Source organism: Flavonifractor sp. An92, assembly GCF_002159175.1.
Classification (GTDB): Bacteria; Bacillota; Clostridia; order Oscillospirales; family Oscillospiraceae; genus Pseudoflavonifractor_A.
In genome coordinates, this window is sequence record NZ_NFGZ01000003.1 from 19009 (window position 1) to 40529 (window position 21521).

The 21521-nt window shown below is 64.2% G+C and carries 18 protein-coding genes and 1 riboswitch; of the genes, 17 read left to right on the top strand and 1 reads right to left on the bottom strand.

Features of this window, described 5'->3' with window-relative positions:
- Positions 1-62: 62 nt before the first annotated feature.
- The 15 genes from B5G43_RS03230 to B5G43_RS03300 all read left to right on the top strand — a co-directional run bounded on the left by B5G43_RS03230 (position 63) and on the right by B5G43_RS03300 (position 18069).
- Entirely contained in the window at positions 63-986 is a 924-nt protein-coding gene (locus B5G43_RS03230; protein ID WP_087259039.1) for an ABC transporter ATP-binding protein, read from the top strand.
- Positions 979-1734: an ABC transporter permease gene (locus tag B5G43_RS03235; RefSeq protein ID WP_087259040.1), complete on the top strand. Its 756-nt coding sequence runs from the start codon at positions 979-981 to the stop codon at positions 1732-1734. Before B5G43_RS03230 ends, B5G43_RS03235 begins: the two co-directional genes overlap by 8 nt.
- A gap of 18 nt (positions 1735-1752) precedes the next feature.
- Positions 1753-2505 carry a hypothetical protein gene (locus B5G43_RS03240; protein ID WP_087259041.1) on the top strand — a complete coding sequence of 251 codons (753 nt, stop codon included), beginning with the start codon at positions 1753-1755 and terminating at the stop codon, positions 2503-2505.
- 68 nt (positions 2506-2573) lie between these two features.
- On the top strand, positions 2574-3509 hold the full coding sequence (locus tag B5G43_RS03245) for a HAMP domain-containing sensor histidine kinase (RefSeq protein ID WP_087259042.1): 936 nt from the start codon (positions 2574-2576) through the stop codon (positions 3507-3509).
- A 250-nt stretch (positions 3510-3759) separates the two neighbouring features.
- Positions 3760-4620 (top strand): sulfide/dihydroorotate dehydrogenase-like FAD/NAD-binding protein, encoded by an 861-nt coding sequence (locus tag B5G43_RS03250; RefSeq protein ID WP_087259043.1) that lies wholly within the window; start codon positions 3760-3762, stop codon positions 4618-4620.
- A gap of 15 nt (positions 4621-4635) precedes the next feature.
- Positions 4636-6033, top strand: a complete 1398-nt coding sequence (gltA, locus tag B5G43_RS03255) for an NADPH-dependent glutamate synthase (RefSeq protein WP_087259044.1) — start codon at positions 4636-4638, stop codon at positions 6031-6033.
- Positions 6034-6186: 153 nt separating this feature from the next.
- Complete coding sequence (locus B5G43_RS03260; RefSeq protein WP_087259045.1) at positions 6187-6570, top strand: BlaI/MecI/CopY family transcriptional regulator; 384 nt, start codon at positions 6187-6189, stop codon at positions 6568-6570.
- On the top strand, positions 6570-9488 hold the full coding sequence (locus B5G43_RS03265; protein ID WP_143382830.1) for a M56 family metallopeptidase: 2919 nt from the start codon (positions 6570-6572) through the stop codon (positions 9486-9488). Before B5G43_RS03260 ends, B5G43_RS03265 begins: the two co-directional genes overlap by 1 nt.
- Positions 9489-9683: 195 nt before the next feature.
- On the top strand, positions 9684-11384 hold the full coding sequence (locus B5G43_RS03270) for a C69 family dipeptidase (protein WP_087259047.1): 1701 nt from the start codon (positions 9684-9686) through the stop codon (positions 11382-11384).
- A 135-nt stretch (positions 11385-11519) separates the two neighbouring features.
- Positions 11520-12266 (top strand): hypothetical protein, encoded by a 747-nt coding sequence (locus tag B5G43_RS03275; protein ID WP_087259048.1) that lies wholly within the window; start codon positions 11520-11522, stop codon positions 12264-12266.
- A gap of 195 nt (positions 12267-12461) precedes the next feature.
- Positions 12462-14204, top strand: coding sequence for a proline--tRNA ligase (locus tag B5G43_RS03280; RefSeq protein WP_087259049.1), 1743 nt, complete (start codon positions 12462-12464; stop codon positions 14202-14204).
- Positions 14205-14275: 71 nt separating this feature from the next.
- Positions 14276-15799, top strand: coding sequence for a 4-alpha-glucanotransferase (gene malQ, locus B5G43_RS03285; protein WP_087259050.1), 1524 nt, complete (start codon positions 14276-14278; stop codon positions 15797-15799).
- Positions 15800-15941: 142 nt separating this feature from the next.
- Complete coding sequence (locus B5G43_RS03290; protein WP_087259051.1) at positions 15942-16751, top strand: hypothetical protein; 810 nt, start codon at positions 15942-15944, stop codon at positions 16749-16751.
- A 219-nt stretch (positions 16752-16970) separates the two neighbouring features.
- Complete coding sequence (locus B5G43_RS03295) at positions 16971-17696, top strand: GntR family transcriptional regulator (RefSeq protein ID WP_158097345.1); 726 nt, start codon at positions 16971-16973, stop codon at positions 17694-17696.
- An 82-nt stretch (positions 17697-17778) separates the two neighbouring features.
- Positions 17779-18069, top strand: a complete 291-nt coding sequence (locus B5G43_RS03300; protein ID WP_087259053.1) for a hypothetical protein — start codon at positions 17779-17781, stop codon at positions 18067-18069.
- Positions 18070-18181: 112 nt separating this feature from the next.
- Here the strand turns inward: B5G43_RS03300 and B5G43_RS03305 are convergent, their stop codons facing one another.
- Positions 18182-18805, bottom strand: a complete 624-nt coding sequence (locus B5G43_RS03305) for an ECF transporter S component (RefSeq protein ID WP_087259209.1) — start codon at positions 18803-18805, stop codon at positions 18182-18184.
- A gap of 83 nt (positions 18806-18888) precedes the next feature.
- Positions 18889-19023: riboswitch (FMN riboswitch) on the bottom strand.
- A gap of 143 nt (positions 19024-19166) precedes the next feature.
- Between B5G43_RS03305 and B5G43_RS03310 the strand changes: the two genes are divergently transcribed.
- On the top strand, positions 19167-19685 hold the full coding sequence (locus tag B5G43_RS03310) for an SLOG family protein (protein ID WP_087259054.1): 519 nt from the start codon (positions 19167-19169) through the stop codon (positions 19683-19685).
- Positions 19686-19830: 145 nt separating this feature from the next.
- On the top strand, positions 19831-21483 hold the full coding sequence (gene spoIVA / locus B5G43_RS03315) for a stage IV sporulation protein A (RefSeq protein WP_242960437.1): 1653 nt from the start codon (positions 19831-19833) through the stop codon (positions 21481-21483).
- Positions 21484-21521: the final 38 nt, after the last annotated feature.

A 21521-nucleotide genomic window follows, 5' to 3' on the forward strand; every position in this document is an offset into this window, starting at 1 on the left:
TGGGACGTTGGGGTTCGTCGGGTACAATGACCTCAGTTCCGAAAGAAAGGTGGATGCCAGTTATGGCGGACGCGATTTTGACGACCCGCGGCCTCACGAAGCGCTACGGCAGCGCGTTGGCGGCGGATCACATTGATCTCACATTGGAAGAGGGGCAGATCTACGGTCTGGTGGGCCGCAACGGCGCGGGCAAGACCACCATCATCCGCATGATCACCGCCCAGACCCTGCCCACGGAGGGGACCATCACCCTCTTCGGGGCCAGCACCCCCCGGGAGCTGGAGCGCATGCGGGAGCGGACCGGGGCCATGGTGGAGACCCCCAGCTTTTACCCCTACCTCACTGCCCGGGAGAATCTGGAGTACTACCGCATCCAGCGGGGCATCCCCGGAAAACACGCCGTGGACGAGGCGCTGGAACTGGCCGGTCTCACCGACACGGGGAAGAAGCGCTTCAAGCACTTCTCCCTGGGCATGAAGCAGCGCCTGGGCCTGGCTCTGGCGCTGATGAACCGGCCGGATTTCCTCCTGCTGGATGAGCCCATCAACGGCCTGGACCCGGAGGGCATCGTGGAGTTCCGCAACCTCCTGCTGCGTCTCAACCGGGAGCAGCACACCACCATCCTCATTTCCAGCCACATCCTCAGCGAGCTGGAAAATCTCGCCACCTGCTACGGCTTCCTGGACCACGGCGTCATGCTGGAGCAGATCAGCGCCCAGCGCCTGGAGGAGAAGTGCCGGGCCTGCCTGGAGCTCCACGTGGACGACGCGGCCCGGGCCTCTCTGGTGCTGGAGCGCCGCCTGGGCGAGGCCGACTATGAGGTGCTGAACCCCCAGACCATCCGGCTGTACAGCCGCCTGGACCAGCCCGAGTCGGTGACCCGGGCCCTGGTGGAGGAGGGCGTGGGCCTGTGCGGACTGGAGAGCCGCGGGGCCAACCTGGAGGACTACTTCCTCCGCCTGATCGGGGGTGTGCACCATGCGTAACTACCTGTCGGCTGAGTGTTTCAAGGTGTTCCACCGCAGCTATGTCTATCTCACCCTGCTGTTCTGTCTCCTGGGGGAGGGGCTCCTCCTGCTGGGCTACTGGCTTACCTGGTCCTGGGGCAACGGGACGGTGACCTTTGCCAACACCGCCTCCATGGTGACTCTTCTGCTGGCTGTGGGCATGTACGCCACCATCGTCACCGGAGACATGGTGTTCTCCGACCAGTATAAGAACAACACCCTGAAAAACGAGGTGTCCTACGGCGTGGACCGCCCGGTCATCTATCTGGGCAAGCTGACCACCGCCCTGCTGGTGGCGATTGTCGCCGCGGCCATCATGCTGGCCTTTTATCTGGGGGCCTGCTGGCTCCTGTTCCCCCACGGCGCGGCGGACGGCGGGACCTGGGCCCTGGTGGGGTACTGCCTGGCGGGGGCGCTGCCGCTGTGGATCGGCTCCCAGGCGGTGGCCATGGTGTGCTACTTCCTGGTGCGCAACTCCACCGCCGCGGCCTTTGCCGCTGTCGGTATCCTGGCGGTCGTGCCCAGCGTGCTCCAGGTGCTGGGCATCCTGATCCACCCGGTCTTTGGGGACATCCGGCAGTTTTTCCCCGCCGTCATGCTGGACGCCCTGTCCACGCAGGCCTTCAACTGGACCTATGTGGGGATGTGCTGGGCCAGCGGTCTGCTGTGGACCCTGCTGGCCACGGTGCTGGGTGTGGTCCTGTTCCGCAAGAAAGAGATCCGCTGAGAGAGAGGGGCGCTGTCCGTGCTCAACTACATCAAGGCCGAGCTGTGGAAGGCCGCCCGCCGCCGTGGGACGATGGTGTTCTACGCCGTGCTCCTTCTGCTGGCGGTGACCTTCTGCACCCAGATCAGCGGCGGCACCTTTGAGGCTTTGGCCTCCGGTGTCTGTATCGTGCTGGTGCTGGGCATGCTGATGGCGCCCATCCTGGCCCATCAGGTGGACGGCGGCGCCCCGGACACGCTGAAAAATGAGCTCTCCTTCGGCCTGAGCCGGAGCCAGGTCTACCTGGGAAAGCTGGCGGCGGTGATCGTCACGGGGCTGTTGGTGGCGGGAGCCATCCTGGTGGTGTGCGTGGGGGGCGGCTGGCTCCTCACCGACCACAGCTCGGAGGACGCCCGGGTGTGCCTGGAGATCCTGCTCTTTGCGCTCCTGGGGGCGGTGCCCCTTTGGTGCGGCATGGCGGCGCTGTGCCACATGGCGGCGCTGCTGATCCCGGGCACCGCGGTGTGGACGGCGGGCTACTATATCCTCTTTTTCTTCGGTCAGCCCATTCTGGTGCTGGTGGCCTACGCTTTTTTCCAGGGAAATACCAACAGCGTGATCATGAACCTGATCGAAGCCATCCTGATGCCCTATACGCTCCTGATGTCCGAGTACCTCAGCGGGTGGCTCACCTGGGAGTACCAGCTCTGGTGCTGGGGGATCGGCCTGGGCTGGCTGGTGTTCTCCACCGTCCTGGGGCTCCTGATTCTGGGGCGGAAGGATATCCATTAAAGAAAACGATCCCGCCACGGCGCGCCTCTCGGGGCGCGCCCTTGGCGTATTGGGAAGGAGGGAGGACCATGGCGGTCCTGTGCGTGATTCTGGCTCTGGTCTGCGGCGGCCTGGGGGTGTGGTCCTGGAGCCAGCAGCGCTCCCTGCGCCAGGCGGCGAAGCAGCTGGCCCAGCGGGGGGAGGACGGCAGCGCGGTCCGGGTGCGCCTGGCCGCCCCCAACGCCGGGGCGGAGGAGCTGCTGGCCCAGGTCAACCGCATCCTGGAGCTGCGCCAGTCCGACCGGGCGGCCAGCCAGGAGCGGGAGCGGGAGCTGAGGCGGCAGATCTCCAACATCTCCCACGACCTGCGCACCCCGCTCACCTCCATCCTGGGGTATCTGCAGCTCCTGGAGGACCCGGAGCTCCCCCCGGAGCAGCGCGCGGAGTATCTGGCGGTGGTGCGGGGGCGGGCCAAGGCCCTCCAGAGCCTCATCACCAGCTTCTATGACCTCTCCCGGCTGGAGGGGGACGAGTTCCCCCTGGAGCGGCAGAACGTGGACCTGCGCGCCCTGCTGGCCGAGCTCCTGGCCTCCTTTTATGGGGACTTCACCGATGCGGGCTTCGACGTGGCGGTGGACCTGCCCCAGCGGCTCAGCCCGGTGTGGGCCGACCCGGGCGGATGCCTGCGGGTCTTTACCAACCTTCTGCGCAACGCCCTGGACCACGGCGGCGGCACCCTGTCGGTGCGGGCCTGGGAGGAGGGGGACGCGGTGTTCACTGCCGTCTCCAACGCCGCGCCGGACCTCTCGCCCGAGGACGTGGAGCACGTGTTCGAGCGCTTCTTTACCTCCGACCGCATGCGCACCGGGCGCAACACCGGCCTGGGGCTGGCCATCGTCAAGGCCCTGGGCGAGCGGATGGACGCCCGGGTGGAGGCGGCTCTGGAGGACGGATGTTTCACCGTCACGCTCATGTGGCGGCGGGGACGGGAAAATGGAGAAAAACGCGCAGTCAATGCGTGTTAAAATCTTGACAAATCCCCGTGGAACTGCTATCTTTCATATAGTAAGACCTGTGCAGGGGAAAAAGCGTGCGAAAACGGTCACTTTTTCTGAACTGGACAGTCTGAAAACATGCGATTTCGGCCGCGCTTGGCAGCGGCCAAAACAAGCACCGGAGCGCAGGTGCGGCGCGGCCCTGGACCGCCTGTGGGGAGCAGGCGGGGCGGCGCTTTTTCCATGGCTGCGGTACGGAGGAAAGGAAAGGTCAAAAAGTATGGTTAAGATCGTGAGAAAGAAGGTACTCAACCCCAGCGTCACCCTGCTGGAGGTCGAGGCTCCGATGATCGCCAAGAAGGCGCAGGCGGGTCAGTTCATCATCCTGCGTCTGGATGAGGAGGGTGAGCGCATCCCCCTGACCATCGGCGATTTCGACCGCGAGAAGGGGACCATTACGATCATGTTCCAGAAGGTGGGCCTGACCACGGAGCTGCTGGGCGATCTGAACGAGGGCGACACCATCCGCGATTTCGTCGGCCCCCTGGGCGTGCCCACCAGCCAGGAGCTGGGTGAGGTGAAGAGCGTTCTGGTCATCGGCGGCGGCGTGGGCTGCGCCATCGCTTATCCTCAGGCCAAGCACCTCCACGCTGCCGGTGTGAAGGTGGACGTCATCGTGGGCTTCCGCTCCAAGGATATCGTCATTCTGGAGGACGAGTTCAAGCAGGCCTGTGACAACTTCTATCTGATGACCGACGACGGCAGCTACGGCGAGCAGGGCTTCGTCACCGTCAAGCTCCAGCAGCTGCTGGAGGCCGGCCACCAGTATGACGCGGTCATCGCCATCGGCCCCGTGCCCATGATGAAGTTTGTCTCCGCCACCACCAAGCCCTTCAATGTGCGCACCCTGGTGAGCCTGAACCCCATCATGATCGACGGCACCGGCATGTGCGGCTGCTGCCGCGTCACCGTGGGCGGCAAGATGAAGTTTGCCTGCGTGGACGGCCCCGACTTCGACGGCCATCAGGTGGACTTTGACGAGCTGATGAACCGTAACTCCGTGTACCGTGAGCGCGAGGCCAAGGAGAAGGAGCGCCACGAGTGCCGCATGGAGAAGCTCGCCAAGGACATGATCCACTAAGGGAGGTTGACCACAATGCCGAATATGAGCATGACCAAGAATCCGATGCCGGAGCAGGACCCCAACGTCCGTAATCATAACTTTAAGGAAGTGGCCATCGGCTACACCGCCGAGATGGCCATGGACGAGGCCAAGCGCTGCCTGGGCTGTAAGAACAAGCCCTGCGTGAAGGGCTGCCCCGTCAATATCCGCATCCCCGAGTTCATCGCCAAGGTGGCCGAGGGCGACTTCCAGGCCGCCTACGAGATCATCACCGACACCAACGCGCTGCCCTCCATCAGCGGCCGTGTCTGCCCCCAGGAGACCCAGTGCGAGTGCCACTGTGTCCGCGGCATCAAGGGTGAGCCCGTGGCCATCGGCCGTCTGGAGCGCTTCGTGGCCGACTGGTACCGTGAGAACGTCAACGCCATGCCCAAGAAGCCCGAGAGCAACGGCATCAAGGTCGCCGTCGTGGGCTCCGGCCCGGCCAGCCTGACCTGCGCCAGCGACCTGGCCAAGAAGGGCTACCAGGTCTCCATCTTCGAGGCCTTCCACACCGCCGGCGGCGTGCTGGTCTACGGCATCCCCGAGTTCCGTCTGCCCAAGGCCATCGTGCAGAACGAGGTCGACAAGCTGGCCGCTCTGGGCGCCGACGTGGAGACCGACGTGGTCGTGGGCCGTACCTACACCATCGACGAGATGTTCGAGGACGGCTACAAGGCCGTGTTCGTGGGCTCCGGCGCCGGTCTGCCCATGTTCATGGGCATCCCCGGTGAGGCTCTGGCCGGTGTGTACTCCGCCAACGAGTACCTGACCCGTATCAACCTGATGAAGGCCTACAAAGAGGGCTACGATACCCCCATCAAGGACTCCAAGGCTGTGGCCGTCGTGGGCGGCGGCAACGTAGCCATGGACGCCGCCCGCTGCGCCAAGCGCATGGGTGCCAAGGTGTACGTGGTCTACCGCCGCGACGAGGAGGCCATGCCTGCCCGCCGTGAGGAGATCCACCACGCCAAGGAAGAGGGCATCGAGTTCCTGTTCCTGAACAACCCCGTCAAGATCCTGGACGACGGCCACGGCAAGGTCCGCGCCATGGAGTGCGTGAAGATGGAGCTGGGCGAGCCCGACGCCTCCGGCCGCCGCCGTCCCAGCGAGGTCCCCGGCTCCAACTACGAGCTGGAAGTGGACACCGTCATCATGTCCCTGGGCACCAGCCCCAACCCGCTGATCCGCTCCACCACCCCCGGCCTGGACGCCAATCAGCGCGGCTGCCTGATCGCCGATGAGGAGACCATGGCCACCAGCCGTGAGGGCGTGTACGCCGGCGGCGACGCCGTCACCGGCGCTGCCACCGTCATCCTGGCCATGGGCGCCGGCAAGAAGGCCGCTGTCGCCATGGACAAGTACCTCCAGGAGAAGTACGGCAACCAGTAATTCCACAAGCGCAGGACCGCGGAGCGGACACGCCCCGCGGTCCTTTTTTGCCCCTATTTTTGCAAATGCAGAAATAACCCTTGACAGACGTCCGCCGCCCGGCTACAATGAAATCAGAAGATCTGCAAATGCAGAAGAAAGGGGGAACGGACCATGGGAAAACTGCCTCATCTGCCCGAGTCGGAGCTGGACATCATGCTGGCCGTGTGGGCCATGGAGGGGCCGGTCACCGCGCCGGCCATCCTGGACCAGCTGGAGCGGCCCCTCACCGCCAGCGCCCTGCACAGCTACCTGAAGCGCCTGGAGGAGAAGGGCTACCTCCGCTGTGAGAAGGCGGGGAAGGTGAACCAGTACCTGCCCCTGGTGACCCGGGAGGCGTACCAGCGGCAGGAGAGCCGCTCGGTGCTGGGCAAGCTCTACCAGGGCTCCCTGCGCCACTTCACCGCCGCGCTCTACGACGGCGGCAGCCTGGACCGGCAGGAGGTGGAGGAGCTGCGGGCCTATCTGGACGAGCTGGATAAGCGGGGTGACATGTGATGGAGGACCTCTTTCTCACCGTGGCGCTGGCGTCGCTGACCACCTCGGCGGTGCTGCTGCCCCTGCTGCTCCTGTCCACCCGGCTCCAGAGCCGCTACGCCGGGCGGACGCTGTACGTGGTGTGGATGGTGCTGGCTCTGCGCCTGGCCATCCCGGTGGATCTGAGCCTGCCCCAGGCGGCGGTGAAGGTGGAGGCCCCGTCCTACACGGTGTCGCTGCCCGCCCGGGAGGACCGGACTACCCCGATCCAGGTGTTCGCCCCGCTGGAGAACGGGACGGATTCCCAGCCGCTGGCGCCTGTAACGTCGCCGGATACAGCGGCGGCCGCTGTATCGCTGACCGAACTGGCGGCGGCGGTGTGGCTGGGGGGCGTTCTGTGGCTGCTGCTGGTGCGGGGGAGCGGATACCTCTTCACCCGGCGGGCGCTGCTGCGCTTCTCCCGTCCCGCGGACGGGGAGCTCGCCGCCCGGGCCGCCGCCCTGGGGGCGGAGCTGGGCCTTTCGAAGCCGGTGGCGGTGCGCCTCCATCCGGGCCTGGACTCCCCGCTGACCTTGGGCGTGTTCCGGCCGGTGGTGCTCCTGCCGGGGAGCGGCGGGGCCGAGGGCGCGCTGCGGCACGAGCTCTGCCACATCCGCCGGAGGGATCTGTGGTATAAACTCCTTCTCCTGTGGGTGACGGCCCTCCACTGGTTCAACCCCCTGGTGTGGTGGATGAGCAAGGTGGCCGGGCGGAACCTGGAGTTCTGTTGCGACGACGACGTGGTGCGGGGGCGGGACGCGGCTTTCCGCCGCCAGTATGGCGAGCTGCTGCTGACCACGGCGGAGACGGAGGAGGGCCCGGCCCTCTCCACCCGCTTCGGAGGGAGCGCCGCTCAGATGAAAGTGCGCCTTCAGAATCTCTTCACCCGCAAACGCAACAGCCGGGCCCTCATGGCGGCGGTGCTGGCCTGCGTGCTGCTGGTGGGGACCCTGGTGGCCTGCGAGAGCCGGAAAGAGCCCACCGACCCGGACGCCCTGCTGGACGCGTTGGAGGAGAGCATCACCTATGACGGACAGACCGTCTCCTTCACCCTGCCGGAGGGGGAGGCCTCCTGGGACCTCCACATCGCCGGACGGATGGTGACCGAAGGCATGGGCGGCATGAGCCTCCACTATCTGGACGGGACCGACTGGCAGCCGGGGGAGCGCTACTCCTTTGAACTGGCGGCGGAGACGGCGGGCACCCTCACCGAGCTGACCATGGAGGTCACGGCGGGGGAGGGGGAGCGGTCCATCGACCTGCTGGCCCGCCTGGCGCTGAAACCGGTCTATGTGGACCAGGATCACCATATCTCCCTCACTTTGCCGGAGAGCTGGCGGGGGCACTACTCCATCGCTGAGACCGGTGACACCGTCCGCTTTTACTCCGACGGGGAGATTCCGGCCCTCCTGATGGAGCTGTGGGTCTGCTGGACCTCGGAGATCGAGGGGGGCAGCGACTGGACCCTGCTGGGGGATAACGGCACATACTACGTCTTTGTCCACTACCCGGAGGAGGACGGTTCCCTGCTGGCCCTGGCAGAGGACGACCCGTCCCGGGTCCGCTGGGAGACCATGCGGGCGGACCTGGAGGCCATGGGCGGCGGCGAGCTGGCCTTTTTGGAGAACAGCCTGCCGGTGGGCCCGGTCTATGTGAACGAGACCTATGCCTTTTCCCTGCGCCTCCCCGTCAGCTGGGTGGACCGCTACACGGTAGTGGAGCGCGAAGAAAACCAGCAGGCCTTCCTCGACTTCTACCAGAAGGACCCGGGCAACGGGGACGGCCAGTTCTTCACCCTCTGCGTGGAGAAAACCGCCGAAAACGCCGAGCCCCCTATGGGAGGCGACGCGGTGCGGCTGGGTGAGACGGGGGAGTACACCGTCTGGCTCTGGTTCGTCACCGACGTGCGCTTCGACGTGGAGGACGAGGCCGTGGCCTATGAGTACCAGACCATGCTGCAAGACGCGGAAGAACTCCTGGGCCCCGACGCCTTCCAGGCGCTGGGGGAGGGGAGCGGCGTCTACACCAATGAGACCTACGGCTTTACGTTTACTCTGCCGGAGAGCTGGGGGACTTATGGAGCCTGGAAGGAGCTGAGCGCCGACCGCGCCCTTCTCTACTGCCCCGCCCTGGGGGAGGAGGACGGCGCCATTGCTGAACTGGGCGTGTGGACCGACCTGCCCAGCGACCTGACCGGCGCGCCCTATCTGCTGGACGGCTCCCGGGATGGCTGCTACGTCTATCTGGAATTCCGGGATTACCGCTCTGACGGAGCGGGGGAGGCCTGGGAGCAGTACCGCACCCTGTATACCGACCTGCAGGCGCTGCCCGGCACCTGGCTCCGGGAGACTTACGAACCCCTGGACCCGGAGACCGAGGCCTGGCGGACTTTGGCCAAAACCGAGCAGGCCGAGCTGGAGCGCCTGCAAGCCCTCCGGGAGCGGATGCCCGACGACCTCTCTCAGCCCCGGACCTTCACAACGGAGGAACTGATGGCGGCGGGCTGGACCTGGGACGAGGGGGAGGACGTGCCCTACACCTTCTATGAGATCCCCAACGCGCCGGCAAGCCGGGAGGAGTTTGTCACCCAGCTTTACAACCAGCTGGAGCCCAAGCTGGCGGACCAGGAGTACCAACACACCCTTCTGGGGTACAGCGCGCCCTGTGTCTTTCTGGAGGGGAAGATGTGGCACCGGGATCAATGGGGAAGCAACATCTGGCACAGCTGCGACTGGGACAGCTTCACCGTCCTGGAGGCCTCGGAGGACCATCTGGTTTACACCCTGGAGGGGTATGTGGATTATGATTTCAACCGGCGTCAGCACTGGCGCTTCACCCTCCGGCGGGACGATGTGGGCGGGGGAAATTACCTCTGGCGGTATACCGAGTATTTTGCGTAACGAACACACACCGACCGCGGGGCCGGGACTTCACCAGAGTCCCGGCCCTGAAATTTTTTCAAAAAGGGCTTGACAAACTTGAATTAATATGCAATAATATGCAAGAAATCAAGAGACGGATGAATATAAAAGATATAATATACGAATTAAGCGTACTATTTATTCATGCGCCAGCGAAGAAAGAGGGACTTTGACATGAAGAAGACGATTCAGGTATTCAGCGCCGCGCTGGCGGCCACCATGGCTTTGGGCAGCGTCAGCGCCCAGGCTTGCACCGGTGTTTATGTGGGCAAGGAGGCCAGTGCCGACGGCACCACCATCATCGCCCGCAGCGAGGACATCAGCCCTTCCGATTATCAGAAGGTCCATAAGGTGGTCGCCCACGTGGAGAACCAGCCCGGCCGGGTGCTGGAGGATATCAACGGCTTCTCCATGCCGCTGCCCGCCACCACCTACCAGTACACCATGATGAGCGACTACTCCACCGCCGGCGATGGCATCTACCCCGCCGTGTGCAGCAACGAGATGGGCGTGTCCATCACCGGCACCGTGTCCGCCTCTCCCTGCGCCCAGTGGAAGGAGGCCGACCCCTATGTGGACGAGGGCCTGCGGGAGGCCATCCTCCCCGCCGCAGTGGCCTGCTGCTCCGCCACCGCCAAGGAGGGCGTGGAGAACCTGCTGAAGATCGTGGATGAGTACGGCTCCGCCGAGGGCAACATCGTCCTCATCGCCGACCAGACCGAGGCCTGGATCGTGGAGATCTACGGCGGCCACCAGTACGCCGCCATGAAGCTGCCCGCCGACAGCGTGGCGGTGTTCGGCAACCAGTTCATGATCGGCTGCGTGGACCAGAACGACACCGAGAACTACATCTTCTCCGACGAGCTCTTCACCACCATCGACGAGCTGGGCCTGGCGGTCATGGAGGACGGGCAGTACAATCTGGCCAAGTCCATCACCGACGAGACCCGGAGCGACGGCAACAACATGCGGACCTGGATCGGCCACAAGGTCCTGGCTCCCTCCAGCGTGGGGGACTACGAGAGCGGCTACTTCTATGAGCTGTGCTACACTCCCGACGAGAAGGTGACCCTGGACGACGTCATGTCCATCTACCGCAACCGGTACGAGGGCACCGAGTACGACGCTGACGCCGAGGGCAATGAGGACATGCGGGCCATCGCCGTGTCCACCACCCCTGAGACCCACATCGTCCAGATCCATGACGACTATCCCACCCAGAACGCCGCGGTGACCTGGATCGCCCCCGGCGGCGCGGAGCACAGCGTGTTCCTGCCCGAGTTCAGCGGCATCACCGACACCGCCGACGCCTGGAAGACCGACAGCGCCATCTATATCGACAACAGCGTCTACTGGACCTTTAAGCAGATCTGCGGCCTGGCCGACACCGACCGGACCCTGTACACCCAGGGCGTGGAGGACTACTGGACCTTCCAGGAGGCCATGATGCAGGCCGAGATGGAGGAGGCGGGGGAGACCGCCAAGGCCCTCTACGGCGAGGACGAGGCCAAGGCCGACGCCTACGTCACGGACCTTGCCGAGCAGATGGTGACCGAGCAGATGGCCAACGCCGACCACCTGTACGCCGAGCTCCTCACCGTGGTGACCCACAACAACGGCCTGAGCTCCGGCAAGACCCCCACCACCTTTGAGGCCACCACCGCCCTGCGGGAGGCCGCTCAGTTCAAGGGCTACACCGTGGGCTGGGACGCCGCCAGCGGCATGGTCACCCTGACCAAGGGGAGCGACCAGATCACCCTGAAGGCCGGCAGCAGCACCGCCACCAAGAACGGCGAAGAGGTGGAGCTGTCCATCACCCCCTATGTGGTCGACGGCGTGACCTATGTGCCCATGAGCTTTGTCCAGGGCCTGTAAATAAAAGATGAAAACACGGGAGGCTCCCTTAGGAGCCTCCCGTGTTTTTTGCCCGGACACTATGCTCCCGGTTAATTGTATTTCCCGACTGAATTTGCTATGATGGACCCATCTTAGAAGAAGGAGCGTGATCCCATGTCACAGGTGGACGGCAGCATTGAAATCCGATTTGCGGGCTCCCAGGCGGCGCTGGCCAAACTGGAGCAGTTTATGGGGGAGGAACTGGCCTCCTTCCGCTCGTTCCGGGACTGTGCGGTGAGCTATGACCCGGCGGAGCATAGCCTGGATTTGGACCTGGATGTGCGGTGCGAGGACATTCTCAACTTTCTGGGGCTTGTGGTGTCCCAGCTGCCGGAGGTCGGTTTCTCCGGAGAGGCTGACCTGGACTATGTCGGGTGCGGCGAACAGTACTACGCCATCTACCAGCACGAGCCCGGCGGAGTGTTTCAAATGGGCGAAATAGACGGCTGGGAAGAGGACGAATTTTCGCTGGATCTGGGGTATGATTCGGAGGAAGAGGAGCGGGTGTCAGAGTGGCTCAACGGGCTGCCCTTCCCCGTGCGGAACGAGGCCGACTCGGACGATGGATACTACAAAGGGGACTATTGGGTCTATGAGGAGTACGAACAAGAGGTGCGCCTGCGCGCCTATGCCCCCACAGCGGAGGAACTCGGGGCTCTGGGAGAGGCGCTGAAGGCCCTTGCGGCCCAGGTCCCCTCCCTGGAGGGGGACACGGCCTACCACAATTCGGACGCCCTGATCGTAGTGGACATCCACCCCGGACAGGAGGCCCGGGTTGTCACAGTTCCCATCGAGATCATCCCCACGGGCCGAGAGGACGAGTTTGAGGATGATGACGATGACGACGACGAACTTTGGTGATGACTTTGACGACTGACCCGGAAAGCAGCAGGCGGGAGGCTCCTAAGGGAACCTCCCGCCTTGCGCGTTGACCAAGGATGGATTTTTCCCCGGAAATTTTCCCGGCAGGCCCTTTCCATTTGCCCGAAACTATGGTAAGATAAATGGTAAAATTGCGGTCGAAGGACCGGAGAACAAGCTGAGGAGTGAGCGTTCGTGAAAGTAAGCCAACTGCTGGGCAAGCGCTTTAAGGAAAAGCCTGCCGGCTGTGAGTTTGACAGCCATATCCTGATGATCCGGGGCGGCTATATCAAGCAGGTCTCCAGCGGAATCTTTTCTCTCTATCCGCCCATGCGCCGGGTGACCCGGAAGATCGAGAACATCATCCGGGAGGAGATGGACCGCATCGACGGCCAGGAGGTGCTCTTCCCGGTGGTGATGCCCGCCACCCTGTGGCAGGAGTCCGGCCGGTACAGCAGCATCGGCAATGAGATGGTCCGCTTCACCGACCGCAGCGGCGCCCCCAACGTGCTGGGCATGACCCACGAGGAAGCCTCGGTGCAGCTGACCCGGGATGCGGCCACCAGCTATCAGAACTACCCCTTCATGATCTATCAGATCCAGACCAAGTTCCGCGACGAGCCCCGCTGCCGCGGCGGTCTGATCCGGGTGCGGGAGTTCACCATGAAGGACGGCTACTCCTTCCACACCAGCCAGGAGGACCTGGAGCAGTACTATGAGCGCTGCCTGGAGGCCTATCACCGCATCTTCGCCCGGGTGGGCGTGCCCGAGGTGGTGGCGGTCAAGTCCGACTCCGGCATGATGGGCGGCAGCGTCTCCCACGAGTTCATGCTCCTCACCGGCATCGGCGAGGACACCATCGTGCTGTGCGACTCCTGCGGCTACCGGGCCAACATGGAGGCCGCCGAGTGCATCGTCACCAACGAGACCGTGGAGGAGCGCCCCCTGGAGAAGGTGGCCACCCCCGGCGTCAAGACCATCGACGACCTGTGCCAGTTCGCCAACATCACCGCCCAGCAGACCGCCAAGGCGGTGGTCTACCAGCGCAATTCCGACGACGCCTATGTGATCGCCTTCGTCCGCGGCGACCTGGAGGTCAACGAGACCAAGCTGCGCAACTACCTGGGCTTTGAGATCCACCCCGCTCTGGACATCGACCCCGAGAGCGGCATCTGCCCGGGCTCCATCGGGCCTCTGGGTCTGCCCGAGAACGTCATCGTGGTGTTTGACCGCTCTCTGGACGGGTGCAACATGCTCTACTGCGGCGCCAACGAGGACGGCTACCACTTCGGCGGCATGTCCATGAAGCGGGACCTGCCCGACGCCAAGCTGGTGGACATCGCCAAGACCCTGGAGGGCGGCATCTGCCCCGTCTGCGGCAAGCCCCACCTGCGCATCAGCCGCGGCGTGGAAGTGGGCAACATCTTCCAGCTGGGCACCAAGTACACCAAGTCCATGAACATGACCTACCTGGACGAGAACGGCGAGCGCCAGTACCCCATCATGGGCTGCTACGGCATCGGCGTGGGCCGTCTGGCCGCCTCGGTGTGCGAGGCCCATCACGATGACTACGGCCCCCTGTGGCCCATGTCCATCGCCCCCTGGCAGGTGCAGGTCTGCGCTCTGAACCCCAACAAGGGCGATGTGCAGGAGAAGGGCGACGCCCTCTACCAGCAGCTGCAGGACGCCGGTGTGGAGGTCCTGTACGACGACCGCACCGTGGGCGCCGGCTTCATGTTCTCCGACGCCGACCTGCTGGGCTGCCCCCTGCGTCTGGTGGTGAGCCCCAAGACCTGCGGCCGCGGCGTGGTGGAGTTCACCTCCCGGGACAAGACCATCAAGATGGACCTGCCCTTCGGGGAGAACAACGACTTCTCCGCCGTGGTTGCGGCGGTGAAAGAGGAGATCGCCAAGCGCATGGCGGCCCTCAACGGCTAATCAAACACCCGACGCGGGAGCGGCTTTGGACACAAGGCCGCTCCCGCTTTTTTGGAAAGGCGGTGTGACGCATGACACGTCAAGGCGGCATTCTGCTTCCCCTGACCGCGCTGCCCGGCCCCTGGGGCGTGGGCACGCTGGGGCGGGAGGCGGAGCGTTTTCTGGACTTTCTCCAGGCGGCGGGCCAGTCCTGCTGGCAGATCCTCCCCATCGGGCCCACCGGCTTCGGGGATTCGCCCTACCAGTCCTTTTCCTCCTTCGCGGGGAACCCCTACCTCATCGACCTGGACCTTCTGGCAGAGGAGGGGCTGCTGGAGCGGGGAGAATACGCCCACCTGGACTGGGGGAGCGACCCGGGACGGGTGGACTACGGCGTCCTGTACCACCTGCGGCTGCCGGTGCTGCGGCGGGCCTGCGAGCGGCTTCTGAGCGAGCCGCCGGAGGATTATCCCGAGTTCTGCCGGGAAAATTCCTTCTGGCTGGAGGACTATGCCCTTTTCATGGCCCTCAAGGGGGCCTTCGGCGGCGGCTCCTGGCAGGCGTGGCCGGAGGAGCTGCGCCGCCGGGAAGCGGACACCCTGGAGGTCTGGCGGGCGTCGCTGGCCGGGGAGTGCGCCTTCTGGCGGGCGGTGCAGTACCTCTTTTTCCGCCAGTGGCGGGCCTTCCGCGCCAAGGCGAAGGAGCGGGGAATCTCCCTGATGGGGGACCTGCCCATCTATGTGGCGGAGGACAGCGCTGACGTGTGGGCCGCGCCGGAGCAGTTCCAGCTGGACGAAGATCTCCATCCCACTGAGGTGGCGGGGGTGCCTCCCGACGCCTTCACCGAGCTGGGACAGCTCTGGGGCAATCCGCTCTACGACTGGGCGCGGATGGCGGGGGAGGGGTACCGCTGGTGGGTCCGCCGCCTGGGGTACCAGCTCTCGCTGTACGACATCCTGCGGTTGGACCACTTCCGGGGCTTTGAGTCCTACTTTGCCATCCCCGCCGGAGACCCGGACGCCCGCCGTGGGGTGTGGCGGAAGGGCCCGGGCGTGGAGTTTTTCCGGTGCATGGAGGACGCCCTGGGCCGCCGGGCCATCGTGGCGGAGGATCTGGGCTACCACACCGACGCGCTGCGGGCCTTTCTCACCGAGGTGGGGTACCCGGGCATGAAGGTCCTCCAGTTCGCCTTCGACAGCCGGGACACCGGCAGCGGCTACCTGCCCCACACCTACACCCAAAACTGCGTGGCCTATACCGGTACCCACGACAACGACACCGTCCTGGGCTGGCTCAACTCTGCGCCGGAGGCGGACACGGCCTACGCCCGGGCCTATCTGCGCCTCAATGAAGCGGAGGGGGAGCACTGGGGGATGCTGCGGGCCCTGTGGGGGTGCGTGGCCGACCTGGCCATCGCCCCGCTGGGGGACATCCTGGGCCTGGGCAGCGAGGGGCGCATCAACACCCCCTCCACCCTGGGCGGCAACTGGACCTGGCGGGTGCCGGAGGGGGTCCTCACCGGGGAACTGGTCCGGGCGCTGCGCCGGGAAATGGCGCTTTACGGCCGCCTTCCGGTCGATGGTTGGGATTGCCAGATGCATGAAATCGTGGTATAATATGCAGGATAAAGAGAATTGGGATCAAGAGTGAGGAGGTCTCCCGCCGGTCCGGTCCAAGCGGACGGCGGACAGCGCCCCAGGCTGCGGCGTGGGGGCTGATTTTCATGCGCGCGCCCCAAGGGCGCAGGGAGGTTTCACCATGGAATATACCATTCAAAACGGTCAATTGACCCTGACCGCCAGCAGCCACGGCGCCGAGGCCCGGTCGCTGCACGGTCTGGGCAGCGCCCCCTGGGGCTGGCTCTGGGAGGGAAAGGCTTCGGTGTGGGGCCGTTGGGCGCCCATCTGTTTCCCCTGGTGCGGCAAGCTGGATGAGGGCTGGTTCGAGGACAAGGGCAAGCGCTATTACGGCGGCCAGCACGGCTTCATCCGGGATGTGGAGCACACCCTGGTGGAGCAGGGGGAGGATGTTCTGAAATTCCGCTTCGACTGGGAGGCCGACGAGGAGCGCTGGCCCTGGTCGTTTACCTTTGAGACCTGCCACAAGCTGGAGGGAAACAGCCTGGTGACCACCTGTACCGTCACCAACCGGGACAAGCGTCCCATGCCCATCCAGCTGGGCTTCCATCCGGGCCTGCGCTGTCCCTTTGACCCGGACAAGACTCCCCAGGACTACCAGATCCGCTTCGAAAAGCCGGAAGCGCTGGACGGGACGGAGATCTTTGCCCTGGACGAGCATGTGTTTGACAACGACAGCATCTGCTTCCCCGACCTGAAGTCGGACTGGGTGCAGGTGGAAGAGAAGGGGACCGGGCGTTATTTGCGGGTGGACACCAAGGGTTTCCCCTTCGTGCTGCTGTGGAGCAAGCCGGGCATTCCGGATTTCGTCTGCATCGAGCCCTGGACCGGCTACCCCGGACCGGGCCACGAACTGATGGGGCGTCCGGGCGCCACGCTGCTGGAGAGCGGCGCCTCCTTTGCCCGTACCCAGCGCATCACTGTCGGCTGATCTCTCGTATAGGACTGCATATCGGAACGACCGAATCCCCGCTGAATTTTCTGTTCGGCGGGGATTTTCCATTTTAATTGAATAAAGCGGCAAAATAATCCATCCATGATTATTGAAATCTGGAAGAATTTGATGTATTATAGTGGTGAATGGAAAAGAAACGGATACGTTACCAGAAATGTCACCCTTCTCTGGGAAGGGGGGAGAGAGGAAGCTGACATGTCTAGAACAAACTACAGTGCCTATATGGCCATCAAGAACAAGATCATGGAGATCTTTCGTTCCGAGACTTTTGAAAAAAACAAGCTGCCCTCGGAGGCTGCGCTGGCCAACCGCCTTGGGATCAGTCTGGTGACGCTGCGGGAATCGCTGATGATGCTGGCGTTGGAGGGCTATATCACCAAGCGGCACGGCTCGGGAAACTATGTCCATCCCAGTACCCTGGACTATGAGAACCGGACGTACTGTTATACGGAATATCTGCACAAGAAGGGCTTCCATGCCGGCATCCAGCTCTTTGCACAGGAGTGGGCGCTGGCCGACGGGTTGGAGGCAAAGATGCTGGGGATCCAGGAGGGGGAGAAGCTGCTGGTGAACCGTCTGGTGTATCTGGCGGACGAGTACCCGGCCATCTACACCATCCACCGCATCCCCGCGTCCCTTCTGGTGCGGGAGGATGTGGCGCAGATGCCCTTCGCCCAGATCCACGTTCTGGTGGGGGATTTTATGGGGCGTGAGCTGGCCCATGCGCTGAACGAGTACTACGCCATGTCGGTGGAGGGGGAGCAGGCCAAGCGCCTGAACCTGCTGGAGGGGAGCCCCATCATGGGCAACCGCCAGGTGTTCTATGACATCACGGACCAGCGGGTCATGTACAGCACCAACTGCTTCCACCCCGACTACTATCAGCTCCGCACCCTGCAAAACTGGGACCTGGGGCGGTAAAAGGGGCTTGCAATCCGGTTGCATCTCACCTATAATGGGAGAAACACCGGGAGCATGGCTTCCGTAACGGGAGGAAACAGAAATGAAGGCCTATGATACCATCCATAAGGAAGAGCTGGAGGTCGACCGTCAGGGTCTGGTGGACCTGATGCTGAACAACCGCCAGGTGGACCTGATCCTTAACGAGAAAAAGACCGACGAGGACGGGTATCTCACCTGGGACGTGGAGCACTGGAGCACCGTGGACGGCCGCCGGTTCATCCGCTGCTATTCGCTGGAGGGCCGCGTGCTGCGGGACTCCACCGCCCACAACAAGTACGACCTGGACAACTCCTTCTTCCCGGAGGAGGCCAAGGAGATCCAGATCAGCTGATCGGAACCCAAAAGAGCCCCCGGACCGCGGACGCGGCCCGGGGGCTTTTTTCTGTGGCGAGAAGCAACGAGCGGCGCCGCATCTGCGGCGCCGCTCGGTTTGTCTTATGGAATCAGATGTCCTTGTGGAGGATGGGGGAGAGGGGCTTGTAGATCAGGAAGCACAGCACCACATCCACCAGGCCCTTGAACAGGGTGAAGGGGGCGTTGAAGGTGATCAGGCAGTCCAGCAGGCCGTTGGCGGAGGGGCGGATGGCCTGGTACATACCGATGATGGCGTCCAGGGGCATGCCGTAGGCCACCACGTAGGCGGGGAAGGTGATGAAGTAGTTGATGGGGATGGAGATGACGGCCATCACCACGGCGCCCACCACGGAGCCCAGGATCGCGCCCTTGCGGGACTTCATGAGCTTGTAGATGAGACCGGCGGGGACCACGAAGCTGGCGCCCAGCAGGAAGTTGCAGAGCTCACCGGCGCCGGCGGTGGAGGTGATCATCAGGTGGATCAGGTTCTTCACCAGGCAGACCACCGCACCATACACGGGACCCAGGGCGAAGGCGGCCAGGAGGGCGGGAAGCTCGGACACGTCCATCTTGACGAAGGCGGGCATCAGGGGCACCGAGAAGTCCAGGAACATCAGCACGAAGGCGATGGCGGACAGCATGGCGGTGACGGTGAGGGCCCGCACCCGGGAACGGAAGGTCCCGCGGGGGCGGACGGCGGCGGTGTTGGGCATAGACATAAAAAACACTCCTTTTTGTCAGTAACACCTGAAAGCACATGTCTTTCAGGTGTCAACACAAACAGGAGGTGTGTGTAACACATCTTCTTCCATCCAGACTTCGCACCGTTATTCGGTACGTCACTGTCGGTCCCGGAATCACACCGGGTCTGCGCGGAGCGCTCGCGGACTTTACCGCCGATCGGGATTCTCACCCTGCCCTGAAGACATCTCATTCAGTTGTCCCGAGACTATTATAGTCGAACCGGACGGAGAATGCAAGAGGAAGTTGTAAAAAACAGATGTTCGATTTCTGTTGACTTCCGTTCCGGGATATACTACAATGGTCCTGACACAGGGGAGAGGAGTGGTGGCGATGCGACGGGCGGAAACCTGCTGCTTCACCGGACACCGGCCGGAGAAGCTGCCCTGGCGCGGCGATGAGGAGGACCCCCGCTGTCTGGTGCTGAAGGGGCGGCTGGCGCGGGAGGTGGAGGAGGCCTACCGGGACGGATACCGCCATTTCATCTGCGGCATGGCCCGGGGGGCGGACCTGTATTTCTGCGAGGCCGCGCTGGAGCTGCGGGACCGGCGCAGCGGCGTGACGGTGGAGGCGGCCATCCCCTGCGAGGAGCAGGCCGCCCGCTGGAGCGACGCCGAGCGGGCGCGGTATTTTGACCTGGTGGGGCACTGCGATCTGGAGACTATGGTGCAGCACCACTACGACCGGGGCTGCATGCTCCGGCGCAACCGGTATATGGTGGACCGCTCGTCCCGGCTGCTGGCGGTGTATGACGGACTGCTGGGGGGCACCATGTACACCATCTCCTACGCCCGGAAACGAGGGCTGGAGGTGATCCTCCTGGATCTGGAGGGTGCGCGTACCTTGTTTTGAGGACGCCCGCGGGGGACCGCGGGTGTTTTTTTGTCCCGGTGGGCGGGCTGTGAGCGGGGCATAAACGGGAGCTTATCCCCATAGCATGTAGGGAAACACCGGCTCCGGGGCGGGAAGGGCCCGCACGGCCGAAGGAGGAATTTCAGTGGAAGAGCGCAAGATCTACGAGGATATCGCCCGCCGGACCGAGGGTGACATCTACATCGGCGTGGTTGGGCCGGTACGCACCGGAAAATCCACCTTTATCAAGCGGTTCATGGAGACGCTGGTGATCCCCAACATCGACAACGTCTACCGCCGGGAGCGGGCCCGGGATGAGCTGCCCCAGAGCGGGTCGGGCCGCACCGTCATGACCGCCGAGCCCAAGTTCGTCCCCGAGGAGGCGGTGGAGGTCACGCTGGAGAGCGGCGCGGCCTTTTCGGTGCGTCTCATCGACTGCGTGGGCTATCTGGTGCCGGGGGCGGTGGGGCAGACCGAGGACGACCTGCCCCGGATGGTGTCCACCCCCTGGTTTGAGAAGCCCATCCCCATGGCGGAGGCCGCCGAGATCGGCACCCGCAAGGTCATCGCCGAGCACGCCACCATCGGCATCGTGGTCACCACCGACGGCACCATCACCGACATCCCCCGGGAGGACTACCTGGAGGCGGAGGAGCGGGTCATCACCGAGCTCAAGGAGCTGGGGAAGCCCTTCCTGGTGCTCCTCAACTCGGCCGAGCCCAACTCGGCCCGGGCCCGGGCGCTGCGGGAGGAGCTGGCGGCGCGGTACGACGTGACGTGTCTGGCGGCCAACTGCCTGGAGCTGGAGGAGGAGGACGTCACCCGGATCATCCGGGGGGTCCTGGACGAGTTCCCGGTGAAGGAGCTGGACCTGTACCTCCCGCCCTGGGTGGACGCGCTGGACTGGGACCACCCCATCAAGAGCGGGCTGTATGCGGCCATCCGGGAGGGCGCGGAGGGGATGCACCGCATCCGGGACGTGGCCGGGGCGGTGGAGGCCATCGGCGCCTGTGAGAACGTCAGCAGCGCCCGCATCACCACCATCAGCCTGGGCACCGGCCTGGCGGCGGCGGAGCTGGACCTGCCTCGGGCCCTCTTTTACGATACCCTCTCCCAGCAGTCCGGCTTCTCCATCCGGGACGACGGGGACCTGCTGGAGCTGCTCACCGGCCTTGCCGGGGTGAAGCGGGAATACGACAAGGTCTCTGCCGCGCTGGAGGACGTGAAGAACACCGGCTACGGCATCGTCATCCCCAGCACCGACGAGCTGGTGCTGGAGGAGCCGGAGATCGTCCGGCAGGGGGGACGCTACGGGGTGCGCCTGAAGGCTTCGGCCCCTTCCATACATATTGTATGTATCAAACCGAAGGATAGAACTCAGAAGCGAGCAGAACGGAAGGCTGTTCCGCATCACGCTTTGCATCATACGTTAGCAGGCATCAAAAGAACCTGTGTGAGAACTTCTCACACAGGTTCTTTTTCGTCCAAAAAGGAGGGGTTAGTCTCCCAGACGGTCGTCCGAAGGAAGCGTGAAATACTCCGGCTGGCTCTGCTCCAAAATGCCCTGGCGGACACCGTAAGAGATTCCGTCCGTAATGGCTTGGCGCAGAGCGGAGCCCATCCGGGTGTAGCCCAACAGCCGCGCACTCTCCCGGATCAGGTCGTCAGCGGGCAGTCCGACCTGCTGACGCAGCACGGCGGCAGCGGCGTTGGCGATTTCCTGGACCGGGAGCTCCTTGGCGTCCCGCTTGTAGTCGGCCTCGTCGCTGGTGCGGAAGGCCGTGTAGGCTTTCGGTGACTTGTTGCGTGGCCAGTAGAAGGCTTGACCCTGTTGGG

Excerpts from the sequence above, each read along its gene's own strand:
- B5G43_RS03295 (WP_158097345.1), top strand. The coding sequence starts at position 16,971 with ATGTCTAGAACAAACTACAGTGCCTATATGGCCATCAAGAACAAGATC.
- B5G43_RS03245 (WP_087259042.1), top strand. The coding sequence starts at position 2,574 with ATGGCGGTCCTGTGCGTGATTCTGGCTCTGGTCTGCGGCGGCCTGGGG.
- B5G43_RS03235 (WP_087259040.1), top strand. The coding sequence starts at position 979 with ATGCGTAACTACCTGTCGGCTGAGTGTTTCAAGGTGTTCCACCGCAGC.
- gltA (WP_087259044.1), top strand. The coding sequence starts at position 4,636 with ATGCCGAATATGAGCATGACCAAGAATCCGATGCCGGAGCAGGACCCC.
- B5G43_RS03250 (WP_087259043.1), top strand. The coding sequence starts at position 3,760 with ATGGTTAAGATCGTGAGAAAGAAGGTACTCAACCCCAGCGTCACCCTG.
- B5G43_RS03265 (WP_143382830.1), top strand. The coding sequence starts at position 6,570 with ATGGAGGACCTCTTTCTCACCGTGGCGCTGGCGTCGCTGACCACCTCG.
- B5G43_RS03290 (WP_087259051.1), top strand. The coding sequence starts at position 15,942 with ATGGAATATACCATTCAAAACGGTCAATTGACCCTGACCGCCAGCAGC.
- B5G43_RS03300 (WP_087259053.1), top strand. The coding sequence starts at position 17,779 with ATGAAGGCCTATGATACCATCCATAAGGAAGAGCTGGAGGTCGACCGT.
- B5G43_RS03275 (WP_087259048.1), top strand. The coding sequence starts at position 11,520 with ATGTCACAGGTGGACGGCAGCATTGAAATCCGATTTGCGGGCTCCCAG.
- B5G43_RS03230 (WP_087259039.1), top strand. The coding sequence starts at position 63 with ATGGCGGACGCGATTTTGACGACCCGCGGCCTCACGAAGCGCTACGGC.
- B5G43_RS03305 (WP_087259209.1), bottom strand. The coding sequence starts at position 18,805 with ATGCCCAACACCGCCGCCGTCCGCCCCCGCGGGACCTTCCGTTCCCGG.
- malQ (WP_087259050.1), top strand. The coding sequence starts at position 14,276 with ATGACACGTCAAGGCGGCATTCTGCTTCCCCTGACCGCGCTGCCCGGC.
- B5G43_RS03260 (WP_087259045.1), top strand. The coding sequence starts at position 6,187 with ATGGGAAAACTGCCTCATCTGCCCGAGTCGGAGCTGGACATCATGCTG.
- B5G43_RS03310 (WP_087259054.1), top strand. The coding sequence starts at position 19,167 with ATGCGACGGGCGGAAACCTGCTGCTTCACCGGACACCGGCCGGAGAAG.
- B5G43_RS03270 (WP_087259047.1), top strand. The coding sequence starts at position 9,684 with ATGAAGAAGACGATTCAGGTATTCAGCGCCGCGCTGGCGGCCACCATG.